The organism is Janthinobacterium algoris, assembly GCF_051380935.1.
GTDB lineage: Bacteria > Pseudomonadota > Gammaproteobacteria > Burkholderiales > Burkholderiaceae_D > Janthinobacterium.
The window spans coordinates 1-21,181 of record NZ_JBNYXZ010000023.1 but is presented as its reverse complement, the minus strand read 5'-3'; the positions used below and the strand labels follow the sequence as shown (position 1 = coordinate 21,181).

Here is a 21,181-nt window from a genome sequence, read left to right as displayed (position 1 = left end):
GAGGATTCCTGTTGAGGCCTGTTCACGCTTGGTCGGCTCTGTAAACGAGGCCGATCTGGCCGCGCATGGTGTCAAGGTTGCGCATCAGCGCCACGCTGTCGGCGTGCGGCATGACGGGGCTTTCCAGCAAGCCGGCGCGAATGCAGCGCATCGCTTCGATGGCCTCGTGCGCGTAGCCGTTACCCAAGTGCGGCGCGGCGACGACGCGGCGCTCGCCATGCATCGCTTCGACGATCAGGTGATCGGGTTTGTAAAAACGGCTGGGCAGGCGAATCCGGCCCAGACTGCCGGAAATGGTCATTTCCGTCGGCGTTTGCGCGCGCAGGCTGCAGGCGCAGGACGAGGTGCCACCGCCCGCGTGCAGCAATGAGAACACGACTTGCTCATCGACGCCGGTGGCGCCCATTTCAGCCAGCGCCTGCACCTGCGATACCGGGCCGAGGAAAAACGCCGCCATCGACAGCGGATAGATGCCCACGTCGAGCAGCGCGCCGCCGCCGAGTTCGGGATTGAACATGCGATGTTCGGGCGGGAAATTGGCGACAAAGCCGATATCGGCTTGCACTTGCTGCAGCACGCCGATCTCGCCGCTGGCGATGATGCGTTTGGCTTCCTGCACGGCGGGCAGGAAACGGCTCCACATGGCTTCCATCAAAAACAGCTTCTTTTCGCGTGCCATATCGACCACGGCCTGCGCTTCGCGCGCGTTCATGGTAAACGGTTTTTCGCACACGACGTGCTTGCCGGCGGCTAGGCACAGCAAGGCGTTTTCCGCATGCAAGGTGTGCGGCGTGGCGATGTAAATCACGTCCACGTCGGGGTCATCGGCCAGCGCCGAGTAGGAACCGTGGCAACGTTCGACGCCGAATTCGGCGCCAAAGGCCTGCGCGCCGGCGCTGCTGCGTGAGGCGACCGCCACCAGTTGCGCACCGGGCGCATCACGCAAACCATTGGCCATCGCGTGGGCGATCTTGCCGGTGCCGAGGATGCCCCAGCGGACGGTATTTTCCATGCTATTGATCTCTTTCTGCGCCAGCTGCCTTGCGCTTCGGGCGGAACACCGCCGCGTCATTGTAAAAATCGTCGTCCTGGCCTTCGCACCAGCCGGGCAAACCCAGCACGGGCAGCGGCGTAAAGTCCGCCGTGGTGAGGCCTTGCTGCGCCAGGTCTAGCGCCACGCGCTCGTCGAGCCAGGCGCGCCGTGCTACATCATCGAGCGCAAAGTAAGCGTCGCCGGCGAAGATCACGCGCGTGTGCGCCGTGATGGCCTTGCGCGGCGCCACCAGTTTTTCCATCAGCGCGTGGCCGAACAGCCAGACTTCGGCGTCGCCGCCGGCGCCAAACTTGTCGCGCTGCGCGATGAAGGCGCTGCGCCAGTCGTGTCCGCGCAAGGCCGCTTCCAGCGCGCGTCCGGCATCGCTGTCGCGCAGCACCAGCAAAGCCGAATTTTCGTCAAAGATGGTCGCGCCGTCGCGCGCGGGACCACGCGATTTGCCGACGCCGGACAGGGCGATCTGCGCCGCCTGCAGCGCATTCAGCTGCCGCTTGATGCGGGGGAAAGTGAGCCACACGAGCGCATTGAAAAAATCATGCAGATTGTCGCGCGTCGGCACGCCGCCCGTCGCGCCGATGAACTCCTCGTAGGCCACGCCTTCAGGCAGGTCCGCTTGCGGCACGAAGGCCAGCGGCAAGCCGGACGGATTGCGCAAGTCCAGCGCCCGCGCCTGCCCGTTGAGCGCGGCAATCACCGTCTCGCGCTGCAGGTCCAGCTGCCGTCGCGCCGGCAGCACCGTGGCAAACCAGGGGCGGCTCCAGTCTATCGATGGCAGCATGCAGCGCCTAGACCATTTTCCAGTTGATCTGCTCACCCGCGTTAAGCGGAATCACATGGCTGTCGCCCAGCGGCAGCGAAGCTGGCAAAGTCCAGCTTTCACGCTTCAAGGTGATGCTGTCCGTGTTGCGCGGCACGCCGTAGAAAGCCGGGCCGTGGAAGCTGGCGAACGCTTCCAGTTTATCCAGCGCGCCTGCCCGTTCGAACGCTTCGGCATACATTTCCATCGCGTGCAGGGCCGTGTAGCAACCGGCGCAGCCGCAAGCCATTTCCTTGGCGCCTTGCGCGTGCGGCGCCGAGTCGGTGCCGAGGAAGAAACGCTCGTCGCCGCTGGCGGCGGCCGTCATCAGCGCCAGGCGGTGCTCTTCGCGCTTGAGGATCGGCAGGCAGTAGTAATGCGGGCGAATGCCACCCTTGAAAATCTCGTTACGGTTGTACAGCAGATGATGCGCCGTGATGGTGGCGGCGATCGGGCCTTCCGCTTCGGCCACGTACTGCGCCGCATCCTTGGTGGTGATGTGTTCGAACACGACGGACAGAGCCGGGAAGGCGCTGCGCAGCGGACGCATCACGCGCTCGATGAAGACGGCTTCGCGGTCGAAAATGTCGATCTCCGGGTCCGTCACTTCGCCGTGCACGAGGAAGGGCATGCCCACCTCCTGCATCACTTCAAGCACCTTGTAGCAATTCTTCAAATCCGTCACGCCCAGGTCGGAATTGGTGGTGGCGCCGGCCGGATACAATTTGACGGCCTGCACGATGCCGCTGTCCTGCGCGCGGCGGATTTCGTCGGGCGAGGTGTTGTTCGTCAGGTACAGCACCATCAGCGGATCGAAGTTCACGCCTTCCGGCACGGCAGCCAGGATGCGCTCGCGGTAGGCGGCGGCGTCCGCCGTGGTGGTGACGGGCGGTTTCAGGTTCGGCATGACGATGGCGCGGCCGAACTGGCGCGCGCTGTGCGGCAGCACGCTGGCCATGACGGCGCCATCGCGCAGGTGCAAATGCCAGTCGTCAGGACGGGTGATGGTGATGGAGGATGGAACGGCGGCTGGGGTGTGATCGAGTGTGGACATGGCGGCTGCTCTCAGGCGGTCATTGCGAATAACGCCATTTTACCAGCCGCGGGGCTGCCTTTGCGGCCAGGCTTCCTGAGGCAAATCCGGCGCAAGCGTGCTGTCAACGCAAAAACGGCCGGTGGAGACCGGCCGCTTTTATCGGGAAAACCAGTGATCAGTGAATGATTTTCGCCAGGAAATCGCGCGCGCGGTCCGAGCGCGTCGTATTGAAGAAGTCATCCTTGCTGCAATCCTCGATGATCTTGCCCTGGTCCATGAAGACGATGCGGTTGGCCACACGCCTGGCAAAGCCCATCTCGTGCGTGACGACCATCATCGTCATGCCTTCCTGCGCCAGGCCCACCATCACGTCGAGCACCTCATTGATCATTTCCGGATCGAGCGCCGACGTCGGCTCGTCGAACAGCATGGCGATCGGGTCCATCGACAGCGCGCGGGCGATCGCCACGCGCTGCTGCTGGCCGCCCGACAGCTGGCCCGGGAATTTATCCTGCTGCGACAGCAGGCCCACGCGGTCCAGGTATTTCAAGCCCTTGGCATTTGCTTCGTCGGCGCTGCGACCGAGTACCTTGATCTGGCCGATGGTCAGGTTTTCGCGGATGGACAAGTGCGGAAACAGCTCGAAATTCTGGAACACCATGCCGATGCGCGCACGCAGTTTCGACAAATTCGTCTTCGGGTCGTTGACGCTGATGCCGTCGACGATAATCTGCCCCTGCTGTATCGGCTCCAGGCCGTTGACGGTCTTGATCAGGGTCGACTTGCCGGAGCCGGACGGGCCGCAAATGACCATCACATCACCCTTGGCGACATTGGTGCTGCAGTCGGTCAGCACCTGGAACTGGCCATACCATTTGCTGACGTTATTGAGTTCGATCATCTTGTTCTTTCTTTTACGGTTAGCGAATGATGGCGACGCGTTTCTGCAGGCGTTTTACCAGGAACGACAAGGCATAGCACAGCACGAAATACACGACGGCGACAAACACATACATTTCCACCAGGCGGCCGTCGCGCTGCGCGATCTTCGAGGCGGCGCCGACGAAATCGGGGATCGACAACACGTACACGAGCGACACGTCCTGGAACAGCACGATGGTCTGCGTCAGCAGCACGGGAATCATGTTGCGGAAGGCTTGCGGCAGCACGATGAAGGCCATGGTCTGCGCGTAGTTCATGCCCAGTGCCTGGCCGGCCCACACCTGGCCGCGCGGGATCGACTGTATGCCACTGCGCATGATCTCGCAATAGTATGCCGCCTCGAACATGATGAAGGTGATCAGCGCGGAAGAAAATGCGCCCACTTTCACGGGTTCGTTCGCGCCGATGACCCAGGCGGCGATGTACGGCACCAGGAAGTAGAACCAGAAGATCACCAGCACCAGCGGGATCGAGCGTATCAGGTTGACGTAACTCGATGCCACGCCCGAGATGAGGCGGCTGCTGGACAGGCGCATCAGCGCCAGCAGTGTGCCCAGCACGATGCCGCCCACCATGGCCAGCGCCGTCAGTTTCAGGGTGAAGACCATGCCAGTCTGGAACAGGTAAACCCACGAGCGGGAGATGACATCGAAGTCGAAGTTACCGAACATATTAATGTCCTCCCGTCTTGGCGCCGGCGACGATGAAGCCCGGGATGGCGACCTTTTTCTCGATCAGGTGCATCAGCACCACCACCAGCAGATTAACGACGACATAGATGATGGTGGCGGCCGAAAATGCCTCGAACACCTGGAAAGAAAACTCCTGGATGGCGCGCGCGCTGGCCGTCAGTTCGATCAGGCCGATGGTCAATGCCACGGAGCTGTTCTTGATGATGTTCAGAAATTCACTGGTCAGCGGCGGCATGATGACGCGCGCGGCCATCGGCAGCAATATGAAACGGTAGGTTTGCGGCAGGGTCAGGCCCAACGCGGTGCCGGCCAGTTTCTGCCCGCGCGGCAGCGCCTCGATGCCCGTCGTCACCTGCACGGCCACGCGCGAGGAAGTGAAGAATCCCAGGCACAGAACAGCCGTGACGAATGGCGCGTTCGGCAACGACTTGACCCAGGCACCCAGGTCCGGCGGCAGCAGTTCCGGCATGACGAAATACCACAGGAACATTTGCACCAGCAGCGGCACATTGCGGAACAATTCGACGTAGGCATTGGCCACGCCCACCAGCCATTTGTTCGGCAGGGTGCGGACGGTGCCGATCACCAGACCCAATATCAGTGCCATGATCCAGGCCGCACCAGCCGTGGCCAGGGTCCAGATCAAGCCTGACCACAGCGTGTCCATATACGTGCCCACGCCATCGGGAGACATCTCCCAGAAGATGCGCCAATTCCAGTTGTAATTCATGATCATCCTTCCCATGCAGCCCAAGGAAGGCGGCTTGTCTGCCGCCCGTCCCGCAATTAAAACGGGAGGCTTGCGCCCCCCGATTTGTTACGCACTCTTGTTACTTTTTCCGTTTGTCCGATGTCTTCTGCGCTTCGGGCACGGCCGCATACGCGGCCGGATCGCCCGAATCGGTCGGATTCATGAACACGGCCTTCAATTGCGGCGGCATCGGGAACTTCAGGTTGATGTTTTTCGGCGGGATCGGCGAGGTAAACCATTTCGCATAAATGCGGTTGATGTCTTCGCTCTTGTACAAGCGGATCAGCGCGTCGTCGACCACTTTCTTGAAAGCTGGATCTCCCTTGCGCAGCATGATGCCGTACGGCTCGACCGACAGCGCTTCCTTGGTGATTTCGTAGTCGTTCGGGTTTTTCGAGTTGGCTACTTGCGATGCCAGCAGGATGTCGTCGTTGGCTTCGGCCACCGCGCGCCCCGTTTCCAGCATCAGGAACGATTCAGGATGATCCTTGCCGACGGCAATGGTCATGCCCAGGTTCTTTTCCTTGTTCAAAATCGTCATCTGTTTAATGGTCGACGTGCCGGCCGTAGCGACCAGCGTCTTGCCGCGCAAGTCTTCCAGGGTCTTGATGTTCGAGGTTTTTTTCGACAGCACGCGGTTGCCGATGACAAACATGGTAGGTGCGAACGCCACCTGCTGCTGGCGCTCCAAGTTATTCGTTGTCGAGCCGCATTCGAGGTCGATGGTGCCGTTGGCCATCAGCGGGATGCGGTTAGCCGAGGTGACGGGGCTCATCACCACTTTCAGTTCGCTCATGCCCAGGTGCTTTTGCAGAGCCGTGACAACTTTCATGCACAGGTCGATCGAATAGCCTTGGTATTGCTGCTTGTCATCGAGATAGGAGAAGGGAACGGAGCCGTCGCGCACACCAAGGGTGACGGAACCGGCTTTCTTGATCTTGGCCAAGGTGCCGGTCAATTCCTGAGCCTGGACTGGCGACATGCTGCTGATGACACCGACGCTGAGCAACGTGGCGATGATTTTGGTCAATTTCATAAATTCTCCTGGGCGGACAAACCGGATGTACTCCGAACGAAACAACTGTGGCGCAGACGCCACCAATGGAATTAATTTTATTTCATTTTCAGCGCTGAGCTAGCCGTTTTCTGCGATTGCCCTCAAATAGCGACTATACGCGCGCCTGAATCAGCGCGGCTGTAGCATTTTTCCTACTGATTTTCCCTTCCCGATTTATTTTGCCGGCGCCAAGCCCGCCAGCGCGTCGTCCTCTTCCGCCTCATCGTCCCTATTTGCCTGCTGGCGTTGCCACATTTGCGCGTACAAGCCATCGGCCGCCAGCAATTGCGGATGCGTGCCCCGCTCGACGATGCGGCCATGGTCGAGCACCAGAATTTGCTGGGCATCGGCCACCGTCGACAGGCGGTGCGCAATGACCAAGGTGGTACGGTTTTTGGCGATCTCCTTCAATTGCGCCTGGATCGCCTGCTCGGCCTTGGAGTCGAGCGCCGACGTGGCTTCGTCGAAGATCAGGATGGCCGGGTCTTTCAGCAAGGTGCGGGCGATGGCCACGCGCTGCTTTTCGCCGCCCGACAGCTTCAAGCCCCGCTCGCCCACCATGGAGTTGTAACCATCTGGCAAGCTTTCAATAAAATCATGGATCGACGCCGCTTTTGCCGCCGCCACGATGGCCTCCTTGCTGGCGCCCGGCTTGCCGTAAGCGATGTTGTATTCGATGGTGTCGTTGAACAAGACCGTATCCTGCGGCACGATGCCGATGGCCGCACGCAGAGAGTCCTGCGTGATACTGCGCAAGTCCTGGCCATCGATGGTGATGCTGCCGCCATCGACTTCATAGAAGCGGAACAGCAAACGCGACAGGGTCGACTTACCCGAGCCGCTGTGGCCCACCACGGCCGTCGTGGTGCCGGCCGGTATCTGGAAATCCACGTCGAACAGGATTTTCCGCTTGGCTTCATAGCTGAAATCCACGTGGTCGAAACGCACGGCTGCGCCGCGCGTGACGAGCGGTTTTGCGTCCGGCGTATCGGCGATTTCGCGGTTTTCGTTCAGCAAGGAAAACAGACGCTCCATATCGGCCAGGCTTTGCTTGATTTCGCGGTAAATGACGCCGAGGAAATTGAGAGGGATGTACAGTTGGATCATGAAGGCGTTCACCAGCACCAGGTCGCCCAGCGTCATGCTACCGTTGATCACGCCCACCGTGGCGCGCCACAGGATCAAGGTGACGGCCGTGGCGATGATCAGCGACTGGCCCGTATTGAGCAGGGACAAGGATGTTTGCGATTTGACGGCGGCCGATTCATAGCGCTGCAAGCCTTCGTCGTAGCGCTTCGCCTCGTAATCCTCGTTGCCGAAATATTTGACGGTTTCATAGTTGATCAACGAATCGATGGCCTTGGTATTCGCCTTCGAGTCCAGGTCGTTCATGGTGCGGCGGAAATGCGTACGCCAGTTCGTCACCAGCACGGTAAACGCGATGTACGACACCAGCGCCACCGCCGTGATCACGGTGAACCAGATGTCGTAATGCAAGAACAGATAGCCGAGCACGAGGGTGATTTCCACCAGGGTCGGCAAGATATTGAACAAGGTATAGGAAATGAGCGAACCGACGCTACGCGTGCCCCGTTCGATATCGCGCGTCATGCCGCCCGTCTGCCGGTTCAGGTGGAAGCGCAGCGACAAGGCATGCAGGTGGCGGAACACTTGCAGGGCGATGGTGCGCACGGCCCGCTGCGTGACCCTGGCGAACAGGAATTCGCGCAATTCCGTAAACAAGGTGGTCGACAGGCGCAGCAAGCCGTAGGCCACCAGCAAGCCCAAGGGCAACACCAGCAACGCTTGCGGGCTCGCCGCCGTGATCGTCATGGCGTCGACGAGTTTTTTCAGGATCAGGGGCACGCCCACGTTGGCCAGCTTGGCGCCCACCAGGCATAGCAGCGCCAGCAGGACCCGCCATTTGTAGACCCACAAATATGGCAACAAGGTCTTGATGGTGGCGAAATCGCTGTGGCTGGCGGAGGCTGGCGAGCGGGGCGGGGGAGAAGTCTGGGAACGGCGCATGGCGAAGGTCGGCTTTTTATGGTTCAATCGGGGCAATTGTAGCCTTTCATGAGAATAAAAGATGAGCACCTCCCCCGACCGCCCCGACAACTGCCTCGCCTCCGGCCTGCCCGCCGGAAAAATGCCGGAATTGCGCATGATGCCCGCGCCGTCCGACGCCAACGTGTACGGCGACGTCTTCGGCGGCTGGATCATGTCGCAAGTCGATATTGCCGGCTCGCTGCCGGCCACGCGGCGCGCCAACGGCCGCGTGGCCACCATCGCCGTCAATTCCTTTGTCTTTAAAAATCCCGTGTTCGTCGGCGATCTGCTCTCCTTCTACGCCGAAATAGTCAAGGTTGGCAATACCTCGATCACCGTCAATGTGGAGGTGTATGCCGAGCGCAACCGCCTGCAGGCGTGCATCGTGAAAGTCACGGAAGCCACGCTGATCTACGTGGCGACCGACTCCGACCGCAAACCGCGCAAGGTGCCGCCCATCGAGACCTTATTGTCGTCTTGATTGTCGCAATAATCCCACATTGCATGGCCAGCCGGCATGGATAGCCAGCGCCGCATCTTCCTGCTCAGTGCCGCGCGCATCAGTGCGCTGGCCGCGGCCGGCGGCGTGCTGTCCGGTTCCGGCGCGCGCGCCGCCACGCGCCTGAATGGCACAGGCTATCCTTTTGCGCTCGGTGTCGCGTCCGGTTCGCCCTTGCCGGACGCTGTCGTGCTGTGGACGCGCATCTGCTACGACCCGCTGCAGGTGGCCGCCACACCCGCCATCGCCCTGAACGTGCGCTGGGAAGTGGCCGACGACGAAGGGTTTCGTCGCATTATCGCCAAAGGGCAAGCCACGGCCACGCCCGCCCTCGCGCACAGCGTGCACGTGGACGTGGGCGGCCTGGCGCCCGGCCGCTGGTACTGGTTCCGTTTTATGTTTGGCGACGCCGTCAGCCCCGTGGGCCGCACACGCACGGCACCCGCCGCCGATGCCCTGCCTGCGTCGCTGAAGCTGGCCGTTGCCTCGTGCCAGCACTGGGAATTCGGCGCGTATGCGGCGCACCGGCACATTGCCGCAGCCGCGCCCGACCTGGTGGCCTTCCTCGGCGACTACATCTATGAATGGGGGCCGTACCAGCTGCAGCACCCGCGCCGCGCCGTGCGCACGCACGAAAGTTTCAGCCTGGACGAGTACCGCGCCCGCTACGCGCAATACAAAAGCGACCAGGATTTGCAGGGCGCGCACCTGGCCGCGCCATGGATCGTCACCTGGGATGACCATGAAGTGGCCAACGATTATGGCAATGACCGCGACGAATTGCTCACGCCCACCTTTTTGCAGCGCCGCGCGGCCGCCTACCAGGCGTTTTATGAACACATGCCGCTGCGCCTGCTGCCGCTGGGGCGGCGGGGCTTTGTCGACATGCGCATCTACCAGCGCTACGACTGGGGCCGGCTGGCGCGCTTCCACGTACTGGACGACCGGCAATACCGTGCCTATCACGCATGCGCCAGGCCGGGCCGCGGCGGCTCCAATTCCGTCACCACGCGCAACTGCCCCGACTTGCTGAAACCGGAACGCACCATGCTGGGCGAGGAGCAGCAGCGCTGGCTGCAAGCGGGACTAGCCACCTCTCCGGCGCACTGGAATATCCTGGCCCAGCAAACGCTGATGGCGCAATCGAGCCAGGTGCCCATCCGGCGTCCCGGCGACGAGCGCATATGGACCGATGGCTGGGATGGCTATCCGATGGCGCGCCAGCACCTGCTCGATGCCTTGCGCAGCAGCGGCGCGCGCAACCCGCTGGTGCTGTCAGGCGACGTACACACCTTTTATGCCACGGAACTGAGCCGCAACGCCACGCGGCCCACCAGCAAGGATAATCCCGTGCTGGCCACCGAGTTTTGCGGCACGTCCATCACCTCGAGTTCCCGCCCGCAGGCGCGCACCGAGCAGTACGTGGCGATGAACCCGCACATCCGTTACGGACGCAGCGACAAGCGCGGCTATATGTTGATGGAAATCACACCGGAGAAAACCACGACCCTGTTCCAGGGTTTGGAGAATGTGCGCGACAGCGCATCCGGCATCGCAACACTGGCCAGCTTTATCGTGCGCGACGGCAAGGCTGGCTTGCAGGAAAGCTAGCAAGTACTTTTCATGGCATCGCGGTAGCGCCGGCTGACGGGCACTTCGCCACCCGTGGACAGCGCATCGCCCGATTCCAGCGGCACGATGCTTTGCACGAAATCAAGGCTGACGATATAGCGGCGGTGCACGCGCACAAAGCGCTTGCCGTCCAGGCGGCGTTCGATGGCTGGTGGCTGGGCAATGACAAGGAATTGGGGGCGGAACTGGCGCGCCTGCGCTGGCGCACGCTGTGGCTGGGCTTGGGCGCGTTTGCCGTGTACATGTTTTTCGACCAGATTTATTCAGAAAAACTGCTGACCTGGGCCTCGGCTGGCTCCTGGCCCATGCGCAACCTGTACAAGTGGCTGGCCATCTGCGCCATCCTGGGCTGGTCGCATACGCTATTGAACCGCCCCCTTTGCCTGGCTGCCATGGGCCTGCCAAGCCGTCTTTCCCTGGTACCTATTACTCCAGAGCGCGATCGTGCTGCTGGCCTACTGGCTGGTGCCCCTGAAGCTGGGCCTCGTGCTGGAGCCGCTGCTGATATTGGCTGGCACGCTGGCAAGCTGCTGGCTGGGGACTTCGCTGCTGATCAGCAAGGTGAACTGGCTGCGCCCGTGCTTTGGCCTGCCCAGCCGCCCAGGCCGGAACCTAGTGGCGGACACGGCCTTGGCAGTGAACTAAGCCACTTTCTTTTCGTCGCGCAATTGACGGCGCAATATCTTGCCGACATTGGTCTTCGGCAATTCATCGCGGAACTCGATGTATTTCGGTTTCTTGTAGGCCGTCAATTCATGCTTGCAATGCTCGCGGATCTGCTCCACCGTCAAGTTCGGATCCTTGCGCACGACAAATACTTTTACGGCTTCGCCCGCGTTGGCATCCGGCACGCCGATGCAGGCGCATTCCAGCACGCCCGGGCACGAAGAGACCACGTCCTCCACCTCGTTCGGATACACATTGAAGCCGGAAACGATGATCATGTCTTTCTTGCGGTCCACGATCTTCACATAGCCGCGCTCATCCATGACACCCACGTCGCCCGTCTTGAAGTAGCCGTCGGCCGTCATCGACTTGGCCGTCTCGTCCGGACGCTGCCAATAGCCCGCCATCACTTGCGGGCCGCGCACGGCGATCTCGCCCGGCTCGCCCAGCGGCACTTCCACGCCGTCATCGTTCAAGATCGCCACTTCCGTCGAGGGGAATGGCAAGCCGATGGTACCCGTGAATTCCGTGATATCGACGCGGTTGCCCGTCACCACGGGCGATGTTTCCGACATGCCATAGCCTTCGATCAGCGGGCAGCCAGTCAGTTTCAGCCAGCGTTCGGCCACGTTGCGCTGCAAGGCCATGCCGCCGCCATTGCACACTTTGTAACTGGAAAAATCGAGCTTGGCAAAGTCGGCATTGTTCAGCAGCGCGTTGTACAGGGTATTGACGGCCGGAAAGACGACGATTTTGTGCTTGGACAATTCTTTGACGAAACCGGGGATGTCGCGCGGATTGGGAATCAGCACGCTCATGCCGCCCAGGCGCATGCCCATCAGGGCGCTGACCGTCAACGAATAGATGTGATACAGGGGCAAGGCGCACATGAATCCCATCGAGGTGGCGCGCATCTCAGGCGTCATCACGGGCGACATCCACGCCTCGTTTTGCAGCACGTTGGCGATCACGTTGCGGTGCAGCAACATCGCGCCCTTCGACACGCCCGTCGTGCCACCCGTGTATTGCAGGAAGACGATATCGTCATGCCCCTGCTGCACGGGCTTGAGCGTCAGGTGCGCGCCTTCGGCCAGCATCTTGTTGAAACTGATGGCGCCAGGCAAGGAAAACGCAGGCACCATTTTCTTGATCTTGCGCACGACGAAGTTGACGATGGTGCCCTTCAAGCCGCCCAGCATGTCACCCATGGTGGCGACGATCACATGCTTGACCTGGGTATGCGGCAACACTTGCTCCACCGTGGTGGCGAAGTTTTCCAGCACGATGATCGCTACACTGCCCGAGTCAATCAACTGATGCTGCAATTCACGCGGCGTGTACAACGGATTGACATTCACCACGGTATAGCCGGCGCGCAAAATTGCCGCCATCGCCACCGGATATTGCAGCACGTTCGGCAGCATGATCGCTACGCGCGCGCCCGGTTGCAGCCCCTTGCTTTGCAGCCAGGCCCCCATCTGCAGCGACAGCTGGTCGAGCTCCCGGTAGGTAAGGAATTTATCCATGCACACGAAAGCGTTACGGTCCGCATATTTCTGGAACGACTCTTCCAACAAATGCGTCACGGAACGGTATTGCGTGCAATCAATCTCTGCGGGAACGCTGTCCGGGTACGACTTCAACCAAATCTTGTCCATCTTGCCTCATCTTTATCTGTAAAAGGGATGCGCCTCCTGGTGCATCCCACACTGTTTATGCTGCGGTCTTCGTTTCGTCACGCAGGGCGCGACGCAAAATCTTGCCGACGTTAGTCTTCGGCAGTTCATCGCGGAACTCGATGTATTTCGGCCGCTTGTAACCGGTGAATTGTTCCTTGCAATACGCGGCCAGCACTGCCTGGGTCAGGTTCGGATCCTTGCGTACCACAAACACTTTCACGGCTTCGCCCGAATGCTCATCGGGTACGCCCACGCAGGCGCACTCGAGCACGCCGGGATGGGCAGCGATGACGGCTTCGACTTCGTTCGGATACACATTGAAGCCGGAGACGAGAATCATGTCTTTCTTGCGGTCCACAATCTTCACGTAGCCGCGTTCATCCATGATGCCCACGTCGCCCGATTTGAAATAGCCATCTTGTGTCATGACCTTGGCCGTTTCATCGGGACGGTTCCAGTAGCCCGTCATCACTTGCGGGCCACGGATGGCGATCTCGCCCGTCTGGCCCAGCGGTACTTCCTTGCCGTCATCGTCGAGAATCGCGATCTCGGTCGACGGAATCGGCAAGCCGATGGTGCCGGAAAACGCAGTGCTGTCGGCGCGGTTGCACGTGGCGACAGGCGCCGTTTCCGACAGGCCATAACCCTCGATGATGGACACGCCCGTCGCTTGCAGCCATTTGTCATTGACGGCTTGCTGCACCGCCATACCGCCGCCATTGGCAATCTTCAAGCCCGAGAAGTCGAGCTTGGCAAAGTCGGGGTGGTTGACCAGCGCGTTATACAGCGTATTAACCGCGGGCAGCAGGTTGAATTTATACTTGCCCAACTCCTTGATCAGGCCCGGGATATCGCGCGGATTCGGGATCAGGATATTCAGGGCGCCCACGCGCGTGCCCCACATCGCGCACGCCGTCAGGGCAAAGATATGGTACAGAGGCAAGGCACAGACCACGATCATCTGTTCCTTGCTGTTCTGGTCGAGCGCCGCGCCCGACCACGCTTCGCTTTGCAGCACATTGGCGATCACGTTGCGGTGGCTCAAGGTCGCGCCCTTCGACACGCCCGTGGTGCCACCCGTGTATTGCAGGAAGGCGGCGTCGTTGATGCTCAGCTCGACGGGCGTGAGTTTCATGCGGCTGCCGAGCGCCAGCGCCTGCTTGAAACGCATGGCGTTCGGCAAGGAATACGCAGGCACCATCTTCTTGACGTTGCGCACGACAAAATTGACGATCATGCCTTTCAAGCCGCCCAGCATTTCACCCATGCTGGCGACGATGATGTGCTTGACGGCCGTCTTGCTCAACACTTGTTCGAGTGTATGGGCAAAGTTTTCCAGCACGATGATGGCTTCGCTGCCCGAATCATTGAGCTGGTGCTCGAGTTCGCGTGGCGTGTACAGCGGGTTGACATTGACCACCGTGTAGCCGGCGCGCAAGACGGCGGCAATCGCCACCGGATACTGCAGCACGTTCGGCATCATCAGGGCGACTCTGGCACCTTTTTTCAAGCCACGGCTTTGCAGCCAGGCACCCAGCTGGCGCGAATAGGTGTCGAGTTCGGCATAGGTGAGAAATTTGTCCATGCAGACATAGGCATTGCGGTCTGCATATTTTTGAAACGCTTCTTCCAGCAAATGCACCAGCGAACGATATTGATCAGGATCGATGTCGGCGGGAACGCCGGGAGGATACGACTTCAGCCAAATTTTTTCCATCCTGTGCCTCTTGTCTCGAATAATCGTGGGGGAGCCGGCGCACCCTGCCGGCGCGGATCATTGCTGCGGATTCTGTCGTCCGGCAGTCAGTTTGAGCATTCTGACGAGCAATTGCTCTATGCTACTAACGCGATGCTATCGGGCGCCGCGCTTCCATGCAAGCGCTTTCAACAGTATTCGAGCGGCAGCTCTAGGGGCTTTTTGTGTTGCAGTGCAGCATGATAAATACACTGTTGCAGGATCGTTTGCCCTGACGTGCGAGACAATCTTTAGGGGTCACGGGCTGGACAATTGTTCCAGCACACGCCTGCGCTCAGGCTTCTTGATCTGGGTCATTGTGTGCACTGCAGCATAAAAAGCACGAAAGTTCTTTTTTTCTTCCAGCAATTTTTTGAAGGCAGGCAAAAATTCATTGTAGGTAGACACGGAAGCCAGGTGCGCATTGCTCAATGGCTGCTCGAACCAGCGGTCGTAACCGGCAAAGCCACCCCACTCTTGCTTCAGCACCTGATATGCGTCTTGCAGTGCAGCAAACACCTGCGCCTTGCGCGCGCGCTTGTCCGCCTCGCTGGCGTCGCTGGCATACACGGCCTCCAGCTCCTCACGATATTTCAGCAGCAAGGCCAGAAAATCCTGGCGCCGCGCCGCATACTGGGCATACGACGCGCGCATGGCGTCATTGCCCTCGCGTGCCAGCCAGCGCTGCACGCCCGCCTCTTCCACGGCACTGGCAAACGACTCGTTGAAGGCCGAATCGCCGGGCACATACACCACCTGGTGCGCCAGTTCATGAAAAATCAGGCGCGCCAGTTCCGCATCGTTGTAGTTGATAAAAGTCGATAGCAGGGGATCGTCGAACCAGCCCAGGGTGGAATACGCGGGCACGCCGCCCACCTGCACGTCGTAATGCTGGGCACGCAACTGCTCGGCATACGCGAGCGCCTCTTCCTTGCTGTAATAGCCTCGATAACTGATGCAACCGGCGATGGGAAAACACCATTGCAACGGCTGCAGCGACAATTCCGGCGTTGCCACCACGTTCCACAGCACGAACGGGCGCCGCAGGGCCGCGTAGTTCTTGTAGCTGCCATTGTCTGGCAAGTCCAGCTCGCTGACGGCAAAGCGGCGGATCTGCTGCGCCTTGGCCAGGCGCACTTTCAGACGCGGCTCAGTGGCCGGGTCACCGAGCCAGGCATCAATGGGGCGCGCGCCGGACCACAGCGCATATTGCCCCTGCGCCGCTTGCGTGTAGTAGCGCAGCTGCGTGCAGCCACCCAGCAGCATGCACAAGGTGCCAGCAAGCAGGCGGGCCGGCCAGCGCAGCAGGGCCATGGTCAGCCAGCCTTTTCCACTTCGACCAGCGTATCGTAGAAGGTGGGTGCGCGGCCCATGTCAGTCAAGCGCTGGCTGGTCACTTCATTGGCGTTCTTGCCATCGCTGGCCAGCTTCTTCCACCACACGGACAAGCCTACCACCAGGCCGCGCCGCGCCTTGTCCGTCAACCTGGCCTTGGCAACAAAACTGCCACGGTCGTTGAAGATGCGCACCATGTCGCCGGCCACGATGCCGCGCGCGGCGCCATCATCGGGATGAATATCGAGGTGTGGCTCGCCTTCGGCCGCGCGCAGGCTTTTCACGTTGACGAATGTGGAATTGAGGAAATTGCGCGCCGGCGGAGAAATCATGGCCAGCGGATAGCGTGCTGCCAGCGCCGGATTGCTGGCCAGCGATTCGTGCGGTGCAATGTACGTCGGCAAGGGATCGAGTCCCGCCTGCGCCATGGCGCTGGAATAAAACTCGCATTTGCCCGATGGCGTGGGGAAACCGCCTGCGGCGAACGGTGCCTCGGGCATGGCCAGCTTTTGCCAGCCCGTGCGTTTCAGCGATTCCCAGTCGAAATGCACGGCGCGCGCATCCGTCGCATCGAAGGCCTTGGCCGCCAGCGCATCGTCACTTTCCTGGAAGCACGGGTCATCAAAGCCCATGTGCTGCGCCAGCAGGCGGAAGATTTCCGTATTCGCCTTCGCCTCACCTAGCGGCGCCACGGCCGCATTGTTTGCCATCATGTACAGGTGGCCATAGGTGGAATGCGCATCGACATGCTCGAGCTGCGTGGTGGCGGGCAACACGATGTCGGCGTAATCGACGGTATCGGTCTGGAAGTGCTCGAGCACGACCGTAAACAAATCTTCGCGGGCAAAGCCCTGCGCCACTTTCGAGGAATCGGGCGCCACCGCCAGGGGATTCGAGTTGTAGACAATCACGGCCTCGACTTGCGGGCCGAACTCGGGTGAAGTTGTTTTCAGCAGATCGTCGCCGATGGTGCTCATGTTGATGGTGCGCGGCGTACCTTTGAGCAAATCGGGGCGCTGCAAGGCCTTGCGGTCGACGGGAAAGGAACCCGAGCTCGACAGCTGCATGCCACCCGCTGGGTGGCGCCACGCGCCCGTCAGGGCCGGCAGGCAGGCGATGTTGCGCACCGCCATGCCACCGCCATGCACGCGCTGCACGCCATAGTTGGCACGGATGGCGGCGCCCTCGCCAGAACGGCATGCCTGGCCGTACAGGCGCGCCAGTTCCACCACTTCCGTGATGGTGATGCCACACACCTCGGCCACGCGCTCGGGCGGCCATTCCAGGGCCCGCTGTTTCAGTTCAGCATAGCCGATGGTGTACTGCGCAATATAGTCGTGGTCGACCAGGTCTTCGGTGATCAGCACATGCATCAAGCCCAGCGCCAGGGCCGCATCGGTACCCGGCAGCAAGGCGACATGCTGGTGGCATTTTTCGGCCGTCAGCGAACGATACGGGTCAATGGCGATCAGGGTCGCGCCGTTGCGCTTGGCCTCTTGCGCCCGCATCCAGAAGTGCAGGTTCGAGGCGATCGGATTGCCGCCCCAGATAATGATCAATTTCGCATTCTGGAATTGCTCCAGGTCCGTGCCGATGCTGGCGCCCACCGTATAGCGGTAGCCAGTGGCGCCGGCCGAGGCGCAAATGGTGCGGTCCAGCAAGGAAGCACCGAGCTGGTTGAAAAAACGCGACGACATCGATTCGCCCTGCACCAGGCCCATGGTGCCGCAGTAGCTGTACGGCAAGATCGCCTGCGGATCGCGCGCGGCGATCGGTTTCAAGCGGGCGGCGATGGTCTGCAATGCGTCTTCCCAGCTGATGCGCTCGAACTTTCCCTCCCCCTTCTTGCCCACGCGGCGCAGCGGATGCAGCAGCCGGTCCGCATGGTAGGTGCGTTCCGTGAAGCGCGACACCTTCGTGCACAGCACGCCAGCCGTGGTCGGGTGGTCGGGATCGCCCTTGACGGCTGTTGCCACGCCATCGGTCACCGTGACCAGGAGGGCGCAGGTATCGGGGCAATCGAGCGGGCAGGCGGCGCGCACTTGGGTGGTGGTCATGGGCAATCCAAAAACGTTGGGGGAAGGCGCTACTGTAAACCATTCCGCGCGCTTGCTGTTGGCGGTTGAGCAAGCTGGGCCGTGCGCTGGATTTACCCGGCAAACAAGGGCTACAATGCATTATTAGCCGCGCCTGCTTTTGATCAAACAGCCGCGGTCCGGCGCGCCCTACATGGCTGCGCGCCAGCATCCACAGGAGAGTCCGATGAAATTAGTTGATCCGATCTTGGCGTTTCAATCCGAGCTGCAAGGTATCCGCCGCGACCTGCATGCGCATCCCGAGCTGTGTTACGAAGAACAGCGCACCTCGGACGTGATCGCCGCCAAACTGACGGAATGGGGCATTCCCGTGGTACGCGGCCTGGGTCGCACCGGCGTGGTCGGCATCATCCAGAATGGCACCTCAACGCGTGCCATCGGTCTGCGCGCCGACATGGATGCCTTGCCAATGCAGGAAATGAATACCTTCGAGCATGCTTCACGCCACCCGGGCAAGATGCACGCCTGCGGTCACGACGGCCACACGGCCATGCTGCTGGGTGCCGCCCATTACCTGGCGCAGCACCGCCATTTCAACGGCACCGTGTACCTGGTCTTCCAGCCGGCCGAAGAAGGCGGCGCCGGCGCGCGTGAAATGATCGAAGACGGCTTGTTTACACGCTTTCCCATGGATGCCATCTACGGCATGCACAACTGGCCGGGCGCAGAAACGGGCACCCTGAGCGTGGTGGAGGGGCCGATGATGGCCTCCAGCAATGAATTCCACGTCACCGTCAAGGGCAAGGGCGCCCACGCGGCCCAGCCCCACAAGGGCATCGATCCCGTGATGGTGGCCGTGCAAATCGCGCAAAGCTGGCAAACCGTCATCACACGCAACAAGAGTCCGCTCGACTCGGCCGTGCTGTCGATCACACAAATCCACGCGGGCAGCGCCACCAATGTGATCCCCGATGATGCCAGCCTGGTCGGTACCGTGCGCACCTTCACCACACCCGTGCTGGACTTGATCGAAGAGCGCATGCGCGAGATCGCCGTGCACACGGCCGCCGCCTTTGGCGCGGAAGTCGATTTCCATTTCAAGCGCAACTATCCGCCGCTGGTCAACCACGCGAAAGAAACGGCGTTTGCCGTCGACGTGATGAAAAGTGTGGTGGGCGCGGACAAAGTCAACGCGAATGTCGAACCGACCATGGGCGCGGAAGATTTCGCCTTCTTCCTGCAGGAAAAGGCCGGCTGCTACATTTTCATCGGCAATGGCGATGGCGAACACCGCGATGGCGGCCATGGCCTGGGTCCGTGCGTCTTGCACAATGGCAGCTACGATTTCAACGACCATCTGCTGCCCATCGGCGCCACTTTCTGGGTCAAGCTAGCCGAAGCGAGCCTGCCCATCGCTTGAATCAGCTCAGTTTATCCGGGCCAGTACCCAGGCGCTGCCCCGGATTCAACGCTTCCAGGGCCAGCAAGGCCGCCGCATGGTCTGCCGTCGGGTACGTTTCGGCAATGGTTTCATAGCGCTGCGTCACCAGTTGCGTCACTGGCAAGGTGACGTGCGCGGCCTGGGCCGCCGCGAGGATGTTGTGCATGTCCTTGATCTGGCTCTTCACCTGCCCACCGGCCACAAAGTTACGTTCCAGCATGCGCTGGCCATGCAGCTCCAAAATCTTGCTCTCGGCAAAGCCGCCACGAATGGCTGCCCGCACGGCAGCCGCATCGGCGCCGGCTGCCTGTGCCAGCAGCAATGCCTCAGCCACGATGGTCAAGGTGGCGCCGACGATCAGCTGATTGCACAGCTTGGCCACCTGTCCGCTGCCTGATGGGCCCACCAGGGTCGGACGGCCCATGGTCGCCAGAATCGCCTCAACCCGTGCGTAATCGTCGGTGCTGGCGCCGGCCATGATGGCCAAGGTGCCAGCCTGCGCCCCGCCGACGCCACCCGACACGGGCGCATCGATGAAAGCATGACCTGCCGCGTGCAAGCTGGCATGAAATTGTTGGGCCTCTGATTGCTTGGTGGAACTCATATCGATCCATATCGCAGCCGCTGGCAAGGCCGGCAGCGCCTCTTGCAGCACCTGCGCCACAATGGGACCGGCTTCCAGCATCGAGATGACCACGTCCGCGCCATTGACCGCCTCAACCACGGAAACGGCCGGCTGTGCCCCTGCCGCACGCAGCACTTGGGCCTTGCTGTGCGTGCGATTCCAAATTGTGACAGAATATCCAGCGCGCAGCAGGCACCGGACCATCGGATCCCCCATCAGACCGATACCGAGAAATGCAATTTTTGTAGAGAATGTCAATTGAACCCCTGAGATCAACAAGTGGCGAGAGCGGCATGCAAAGCAAGGTGCCTGTACAACAATAGCCTATCGGCCAATTTTACGATGAAAGCCTCTATGTTCTTCAAGAAGAATCTCCTCCAATCCATCGCCGCAGCTGCCGCGCTGATGGCGGCCAACGCCGGCTTTGCCGCCGATGACAAACTGATCGACTCCGTCTACGGCGAATATGCCAAGGGCGTGAAGGTACAAATGGTACGCGCTGGCGTAACCTCGAATTGGGATAAGGCCTGGTTTGTATCGAATGGCACACAGTTGAGCGGTTACTGGGATGCCAGCATCGGCGGCTGGGATGCCAAGAGCTATCAGAATGTCCCAGGCCAGCATCAAAAACTGTGGGACCTGGGCTTTACCCCCGTGTTCCGTTTTGAAAATATGAACAAGCTGGGTTTTTATGCGGAAGCCGGCATCGGCGTGCACATGCTGTCAAAACTGTACAACAACGACGATGACCGCCTGTCGACCCACTTCCAGTTCGGCGACCATATCGGCGTCGGCTATATCTTCAATAACAAATGGGAAGTCGCTGCGAAAATCCAGCATTTCTCGAATGGCGGCTACAAAAAGCCAAACAGTGGCGTCAATTACATGAATATCAAAGTCGCTTATCACTTTTAATGCGTTTGACAAATGACAAAGGCAGCGCGTAGCGCTGCTTTTTTTACGCCTGTATGCTGTAAAACCTGCCAAAGCATCAGACGAAAAAAAACCCCACCATTGCTGGCGGGGTTTTTCTCTACTACGAATAACAAGCCTGACGATAACCTACTTTCACACTGGTTGCAGCACTATCATCGGCGCAAAGTTGTTTCACGGTCCTGTTCGGGATGGGAAGGGGTGGGACCAACTTGCTATGGTC

The 21,181-nt window shown here is 60.6% G+C and carries 19 protein-coding genes and 1 rRNA gene; 5 read left to right on the top strand and 15 right to left on the bottom strand.

Annotated elements, in window-relative coordinates; genetic code table 11:
* Positions 1-22: 22 nt before the first annotated feature.
* The 8 genes from ACQ4W7_RS25500 to ACQ4W7_RS25465 all read right to left on the bottom strand — a co-directional run bounded on the left by ACQ4W7_RS25500 (position 23) and on the right by ACQ4W7_RS25465 (position 8,356).
* Complete coding sequence (locus ACQ4W7_RS25500) at positions 23-1,012, bottom strand: Gfo/Idh/MocA family protein (protein ID WP_436534228.1); 990 nt, start codon at positions 1,010-1,012, stop codon at positions 23-25.
* Position 1,013: 1 nt separating this feature from the next.
* Complete coding sequence (locus tag ACQ4W7_RS25495) at positions 1,014-1,832, bottom strand: DUF3025 domain-containing protein (RefSeq protein WP_436534226.1); 819 nt, start codon at positions 1,830-1,832, stop codon at positions 1,014-1,016.
* 7 nt (positions 1,833-1,839) lie between these two features.
* On the bottom strand, positions 1,840-2,904 hold the full coding sequence (pyrC, locus tag ACQ4W7_RS25490; protein ID WP_436534224.1) for a dihydroorotase: 1,065 nt from the start codon (positions 2,902-2,904) through the stop codon (positions 1,840-1,842).
* A 157-nt stretch (positions 2,905-3,061) separates the two neighbouring features.
* Complete coding sequence (locus tag ACQ4W7_RS25485; RefSeq protein WP_436534222.1) at positions 3,062-3,787, bottom strand: amino acid ABC transporter ATP-binding protein; 726 nt, start codon at positions 3,785-3,787, stop codon at positions 3,062-3,064.
* Positions 3,788-3,806: 19 nt separating this feature from the next.
* On the bottom strand, positions 3,807-4,499 hold the full coding sequence (locus tag ACQ4W7_RS25480; protein ID WP_426074026.1) for an amino acid ABC transporter permease: 693 nt from the start codon (positions 4,497-4,499) through the stop codon (positions 3,807-3,809).
* Position 4,500: 1 nt separating this feature from the next.
* Complete coding sequence (locus ACQ4W7_RS25475) at positions 4,501-5,250, bottom strand: amino acid ABC transporter permease (RefSeq protein ID WP_426074025.1); 750 nt, start codon at positions 5,248-5,250, stop codon at positions 4,501-4,503.
* A 100-nt stretch (positions 5,251-5,350) separates the two neighbouring features.
* On the bottom strand, positions 5,351-6,307 hold the full coding sequence (locus ACQ4W7_RS25470) for an amino acid ABC transporter substrate-binding protein (protein ID WP_426074024.1): 957 nt from the start codon (positions 6,305-6,307) through the stop codon (positions 5,351-5,353).
* A gap of 195 nt (positions 6,308-6,502) precedes the next feature.
* A complete protein-coding gene (locus ACQ4W7_RS25465) occupies positions 6,503-8,356 on the bottom strand; it encodes an ABCB family ABC transporter ATP-binding protein/permease (RefSeq protein WP_426074023.1) in 1,854 nt (617 codons plus the stop codon).
* Positions 8,357-8,492: 136 nt separating this feature from the next.
* Between ACQ4W7_RS25465 and ACQ4W7_RS25460 the strand changes: the two genes are divergently transcribed.
* Positions 8,493-8,858 carry an acyl-CoA thioesterase gene (locus ACQ4W7_RS25460; protein WP_426074187.1) on the top strand — a complete coding sequence of 122 codons (366 nt, stop codon included), beginning with the start codon at positions 8,493-8,495 and terminating at the stop codon, positions 8,856-8,858.
* Between the two features lie 36 nt (positions 8,859-8,894).
* Positions 8,895-10,487 (top strand): alkaline phosphatase D family protein, encoded by a 1,593-nt coding sequence (locus ACQ4W7_RS25455; RefSeq protein WP_436534218.1) that lies wholly within the window; start codon positions 8,895-8,897, stop codon positions 10,485-10,487.
* Here ACQ4W7_RS25455 and ACQ4W7_RS25450 read toward each other — a convergent pair.
* Complete coding sequence (locus ACQ4W7_RS25450; protein ID WP_436534299.1) at positions 10,484-10,642, bottom strand: LytTR family transcriptional regulator DNA-binding domain-containing protein; 159 nt, start codon at positions 10,640-10,642, stop codon at positions 10,484-10,486. The two genes, ACQ4W7_RS25455 and ACQ4W7_RS25450, sit on opposite strands and share 4 nt — an antisense overlap.
* A gap of 310 nt (positions 10,643-10,952) precedes the next feature.
* Between ACQ4W7_RS25450 and ACQ4W7_RS25445 the strand changes: the two genes are divergently transcribed.
* Positions 10,953-11,153 (top strand): hypothetical protein, encoded by a 201-nt coding sequence (locus tag ACQ4W7_RS25445; RefSeq protein ID WP_426074020.1) that lies wholly within the window; start codon positions 10,953-10,955, stop codon positions 11,151-11,153.
* On the opposite strand, the gene ACQ4W7_RS25440 is transcribed toward ACQ4W7_RS25445, so the two are convergent.
* The 4 genes from ACQ4W7_RS25440 to ACQ4W7_RS25425 form a co-directional block, all read right to left on the bottom strand.
* Complete coding sequence (locus ACQ4W7_RS25440) at positions 11,150-12,832, bottom strand: long-chain-fatty-acid--CoA ligase (RefSeq protein WP_426074018.1); 1,683 nt, start codon at positions 12,830-12,832, stop codon at positions 11,150-11,152. The two genes, ACQ4W7_RS25445 and ACQ4W7_RS25440, sit on opposite strands and share 4 nt — an antisense overlap.
* 55 nt (positions 12,833-12,887) lie before the next feature.
* Complete coding sequence (locus tag ACQ4W7_RS25435) at positions 12,888-14,570, bottom strand: long-chain fatty acid--CoA ligase (RefSeq protein WP_436534216.1); 1,683 nt, start codon at positions 14,568-14,570, stop codon at positions 12,888-12,890.
* A 276-nt stretch (positions 14,571-14,846) separates the two neighbouring features.
* Positions 14,847-15,902 carry an aminopeptidase gene (locus ACQ4W7_RS25430; RefSeq protein ID WP_436534214.1) on the bottom strand — a complete coding sequence of 352 codons (1,056 nt, stop codon included), beginning with the start codon at positions 15,900-15,902 and terminating at the stop codon, positions 14,847-14,849.
* A 2-nt stretch (positions 15,903-15,904) separates the two neighbouring features.
* Positions 15,905-17,980 carry a molybdopterin-containing oxidoreductase family protein gene (locus ACQ4W7_RS25425; RefSeq protein WP_436534212.1) on the bottom strand — a complete coding sequence of 692 codons (2,076 nt, stop codon included), beginning with the start codon at positions 17,978-17,980 and terminating at the stop codon, positions 15,905-15,907.
* A gap of 205 nt (positions 17,981-18,185) precedes the next feature.
* Between ACQ4W7_RS25425 and ACQ4W7_RS25420 the strand changes: the two genes are divergently transcribed.
* Positions 18,186-19,379 carry a M20 aminoacylase family protein gene (locus tag ACQ4W7_RS25420; RefSeq protein ID WP_436534210.1) on the top strand — a complete coding sequence of 398 codons (1,194 nt, stop codon included), beginning with the start codon at positions 18,186-18,188 and terminating at the stop codon, positions 19,377-19,379.
* Between the two features lies 1 nt (position 19,380).
* On the opposite strand, the gene ACQ4W7_RS25415 is transcribed toward ACQ4W7_RS25420, so the two are convergent.
* Positions 19,381-20,283, bottom strand: coding sequence for an NAD(P)-dependent oxidoreductase (locus tag ACQ4W7_RS25415; RefSeq protein ID WP_426074013.1), 903 nt, complete (start codon positions 20,281-20,283; stop codon positions 19,381-19,383).
* Positions 20,284-20,367: 84 nt separating this feature from the next.
* Between ACQ4W7_RS25415 and ACQ4W7_RS25410 the strand changes: the two genes are divergently transcribed.
* Positions 20,368-20,940: an acyloxyacyl hydrolase gene (locus ACQ4W7_RS25410; protein WP_426074012.1), complete on the top strand. Its 573-nt coding sequence runs from the start codon at positions 20,368-20,370 to the stop codon at positions 20,938-20,940.
* Between the two features lie 134 nt (positions 20,941-21,074).
* On the opposite strand, the gene rrf is transcribed toward ACQ4W7_RS25410, so the two are convergent.
* Positions 21,075-21,181, bottom strand: a 5S ribosomal RNA gene (gene rrf, locus ACQ4W7_RS25405); the annotation flags it as partial.

What these genes read in the sequence shown, in the direction of transcription:
- ACQ4W7_RS25500 (WP_436534228.1), bottom strand. Translation starts at nt 1,012, where the DNA reads ATGGAAAATACCGTCCGCTGGGGCATCCTCGGCACCGGCAAGATCGCC.
- ACQ4W7_RS25495 (WP_436534226.1), bottom strand. Translation starts at nt 1,832, where the DNA reads ATGCTGCCATCGATAGACTGGAGCCGCCCCTGGTTTGCCACGGTGCTG.
- pyrC (WP_436534224.1), bottom strand. Translation starts at nt 2,904, where the DNA reads ATGTCCACACTCGATCACACCCCAGCCGCCGTTCCATCCTCCATCACC.
- ACQ4W7_RS25485 (WP_436534222.1), bottom strand. Translation starts at nt 3,787, where the DNA reads ATGATCGAACTCAATAACGTCAGCAAATGGTATGGCCAGTTCCAGGTG.
- ACQ4W7_RS25480 (WP_426074026.1), bottom strand. Translation starts at nt 4,499, where the DNA reads ATGTTCGGTAACTTCGACTTCGATGTCATCTCCCGCTCGTGGGTTTAC.
- ACQ4W7_RS25475 (WP_426074025.1), bottom strand. Translation starts at nt 5,250, where the DNA reads ATGAATTACAACTGGAATTGGCGCATCTTCTGGGAGATGTCTCCCGAT.
- ACQ4W7_RS25470 (WP_426074024.1), bottom strand. Translation starts at nt 6,307, where the DNA reads ATGAAATTGACCAAAATCATCGCCACGTTGCTCAGCGTCGGTGTCATC.
- ACQ4W7_RS25465 (WP_426074023.1), bottom strand. Translation starts at nt 8,356, where the DNA reads ATGCGCCGTTCCCAGACTTCTCCCCCGCCCCGCTCGCCAGCCTCCGCC.
- ACQ4W7_RS25460 (WP_426074187.1), top strand. Translation starts at nt 8,493, where the DNA reads ATGATGCCCGCGCCGTCCGACGCCAACGTGTACGGCGACGTCTTCGGC.
- ACQ4W7_RS25455 (WP_436534218.1), top strand. Translation starts at nt 8,895, where the DNA reads ATGGATAGCCAGCGCCGCATCTTCCTGCTCAGTGCCGCGCGCATCAGT.
- ACQ4W7_RS25440 (WP_426074018.1), bottom strand. Translation starts at nt 12,832, where the DNA reads ATGGACAAGATTTGGTTGAAGTCGTACCCGGACAGCGTTCCCGCAGAG.
- ACQ4W7_RS25435 (WP_436534216.1), bottom strand. Translation starts at nt 14,570, where the DNA reads ATGGAAAAAATTTGGCTGAAGTCGTATCCTCCCGGCGTTCCCGCCGAC.
- ACQ4W7_RS25430 (WP_436534214.1), bottom strand. Translation starts at nt 15,902, where the DNA reads ATGGCCCTGCTGCGCTGGCCGGCCCGCCTGCTTGCTGGCACCTTGTGC.
- ACQ4W7_RS25425 (WP_436534212.1), bottom strand. Translation starts at nt 17,980, where the DNA reads ATGACCACCACCCAAGTGCGCGCCGCCTGCCCGCTCGATTGCCCCGAT.
- ACQ4W7_RS25420 (WP_436534210.1), top strand. Translation starts at nt 18,186, where the DNA reads ATGAAATTAGTTGATCCGATCTTGGCGTTTCAATCCGAGCTGCAAGGT.
- ACQ4W7_RS25410 (WP_426074012.1), top strand. Translation starts at nt 20,368, where the DNA reads ATGAAAGCCTCTATGTTCTTCAAGAAGAATCTCCTCCAATCCATCGCC.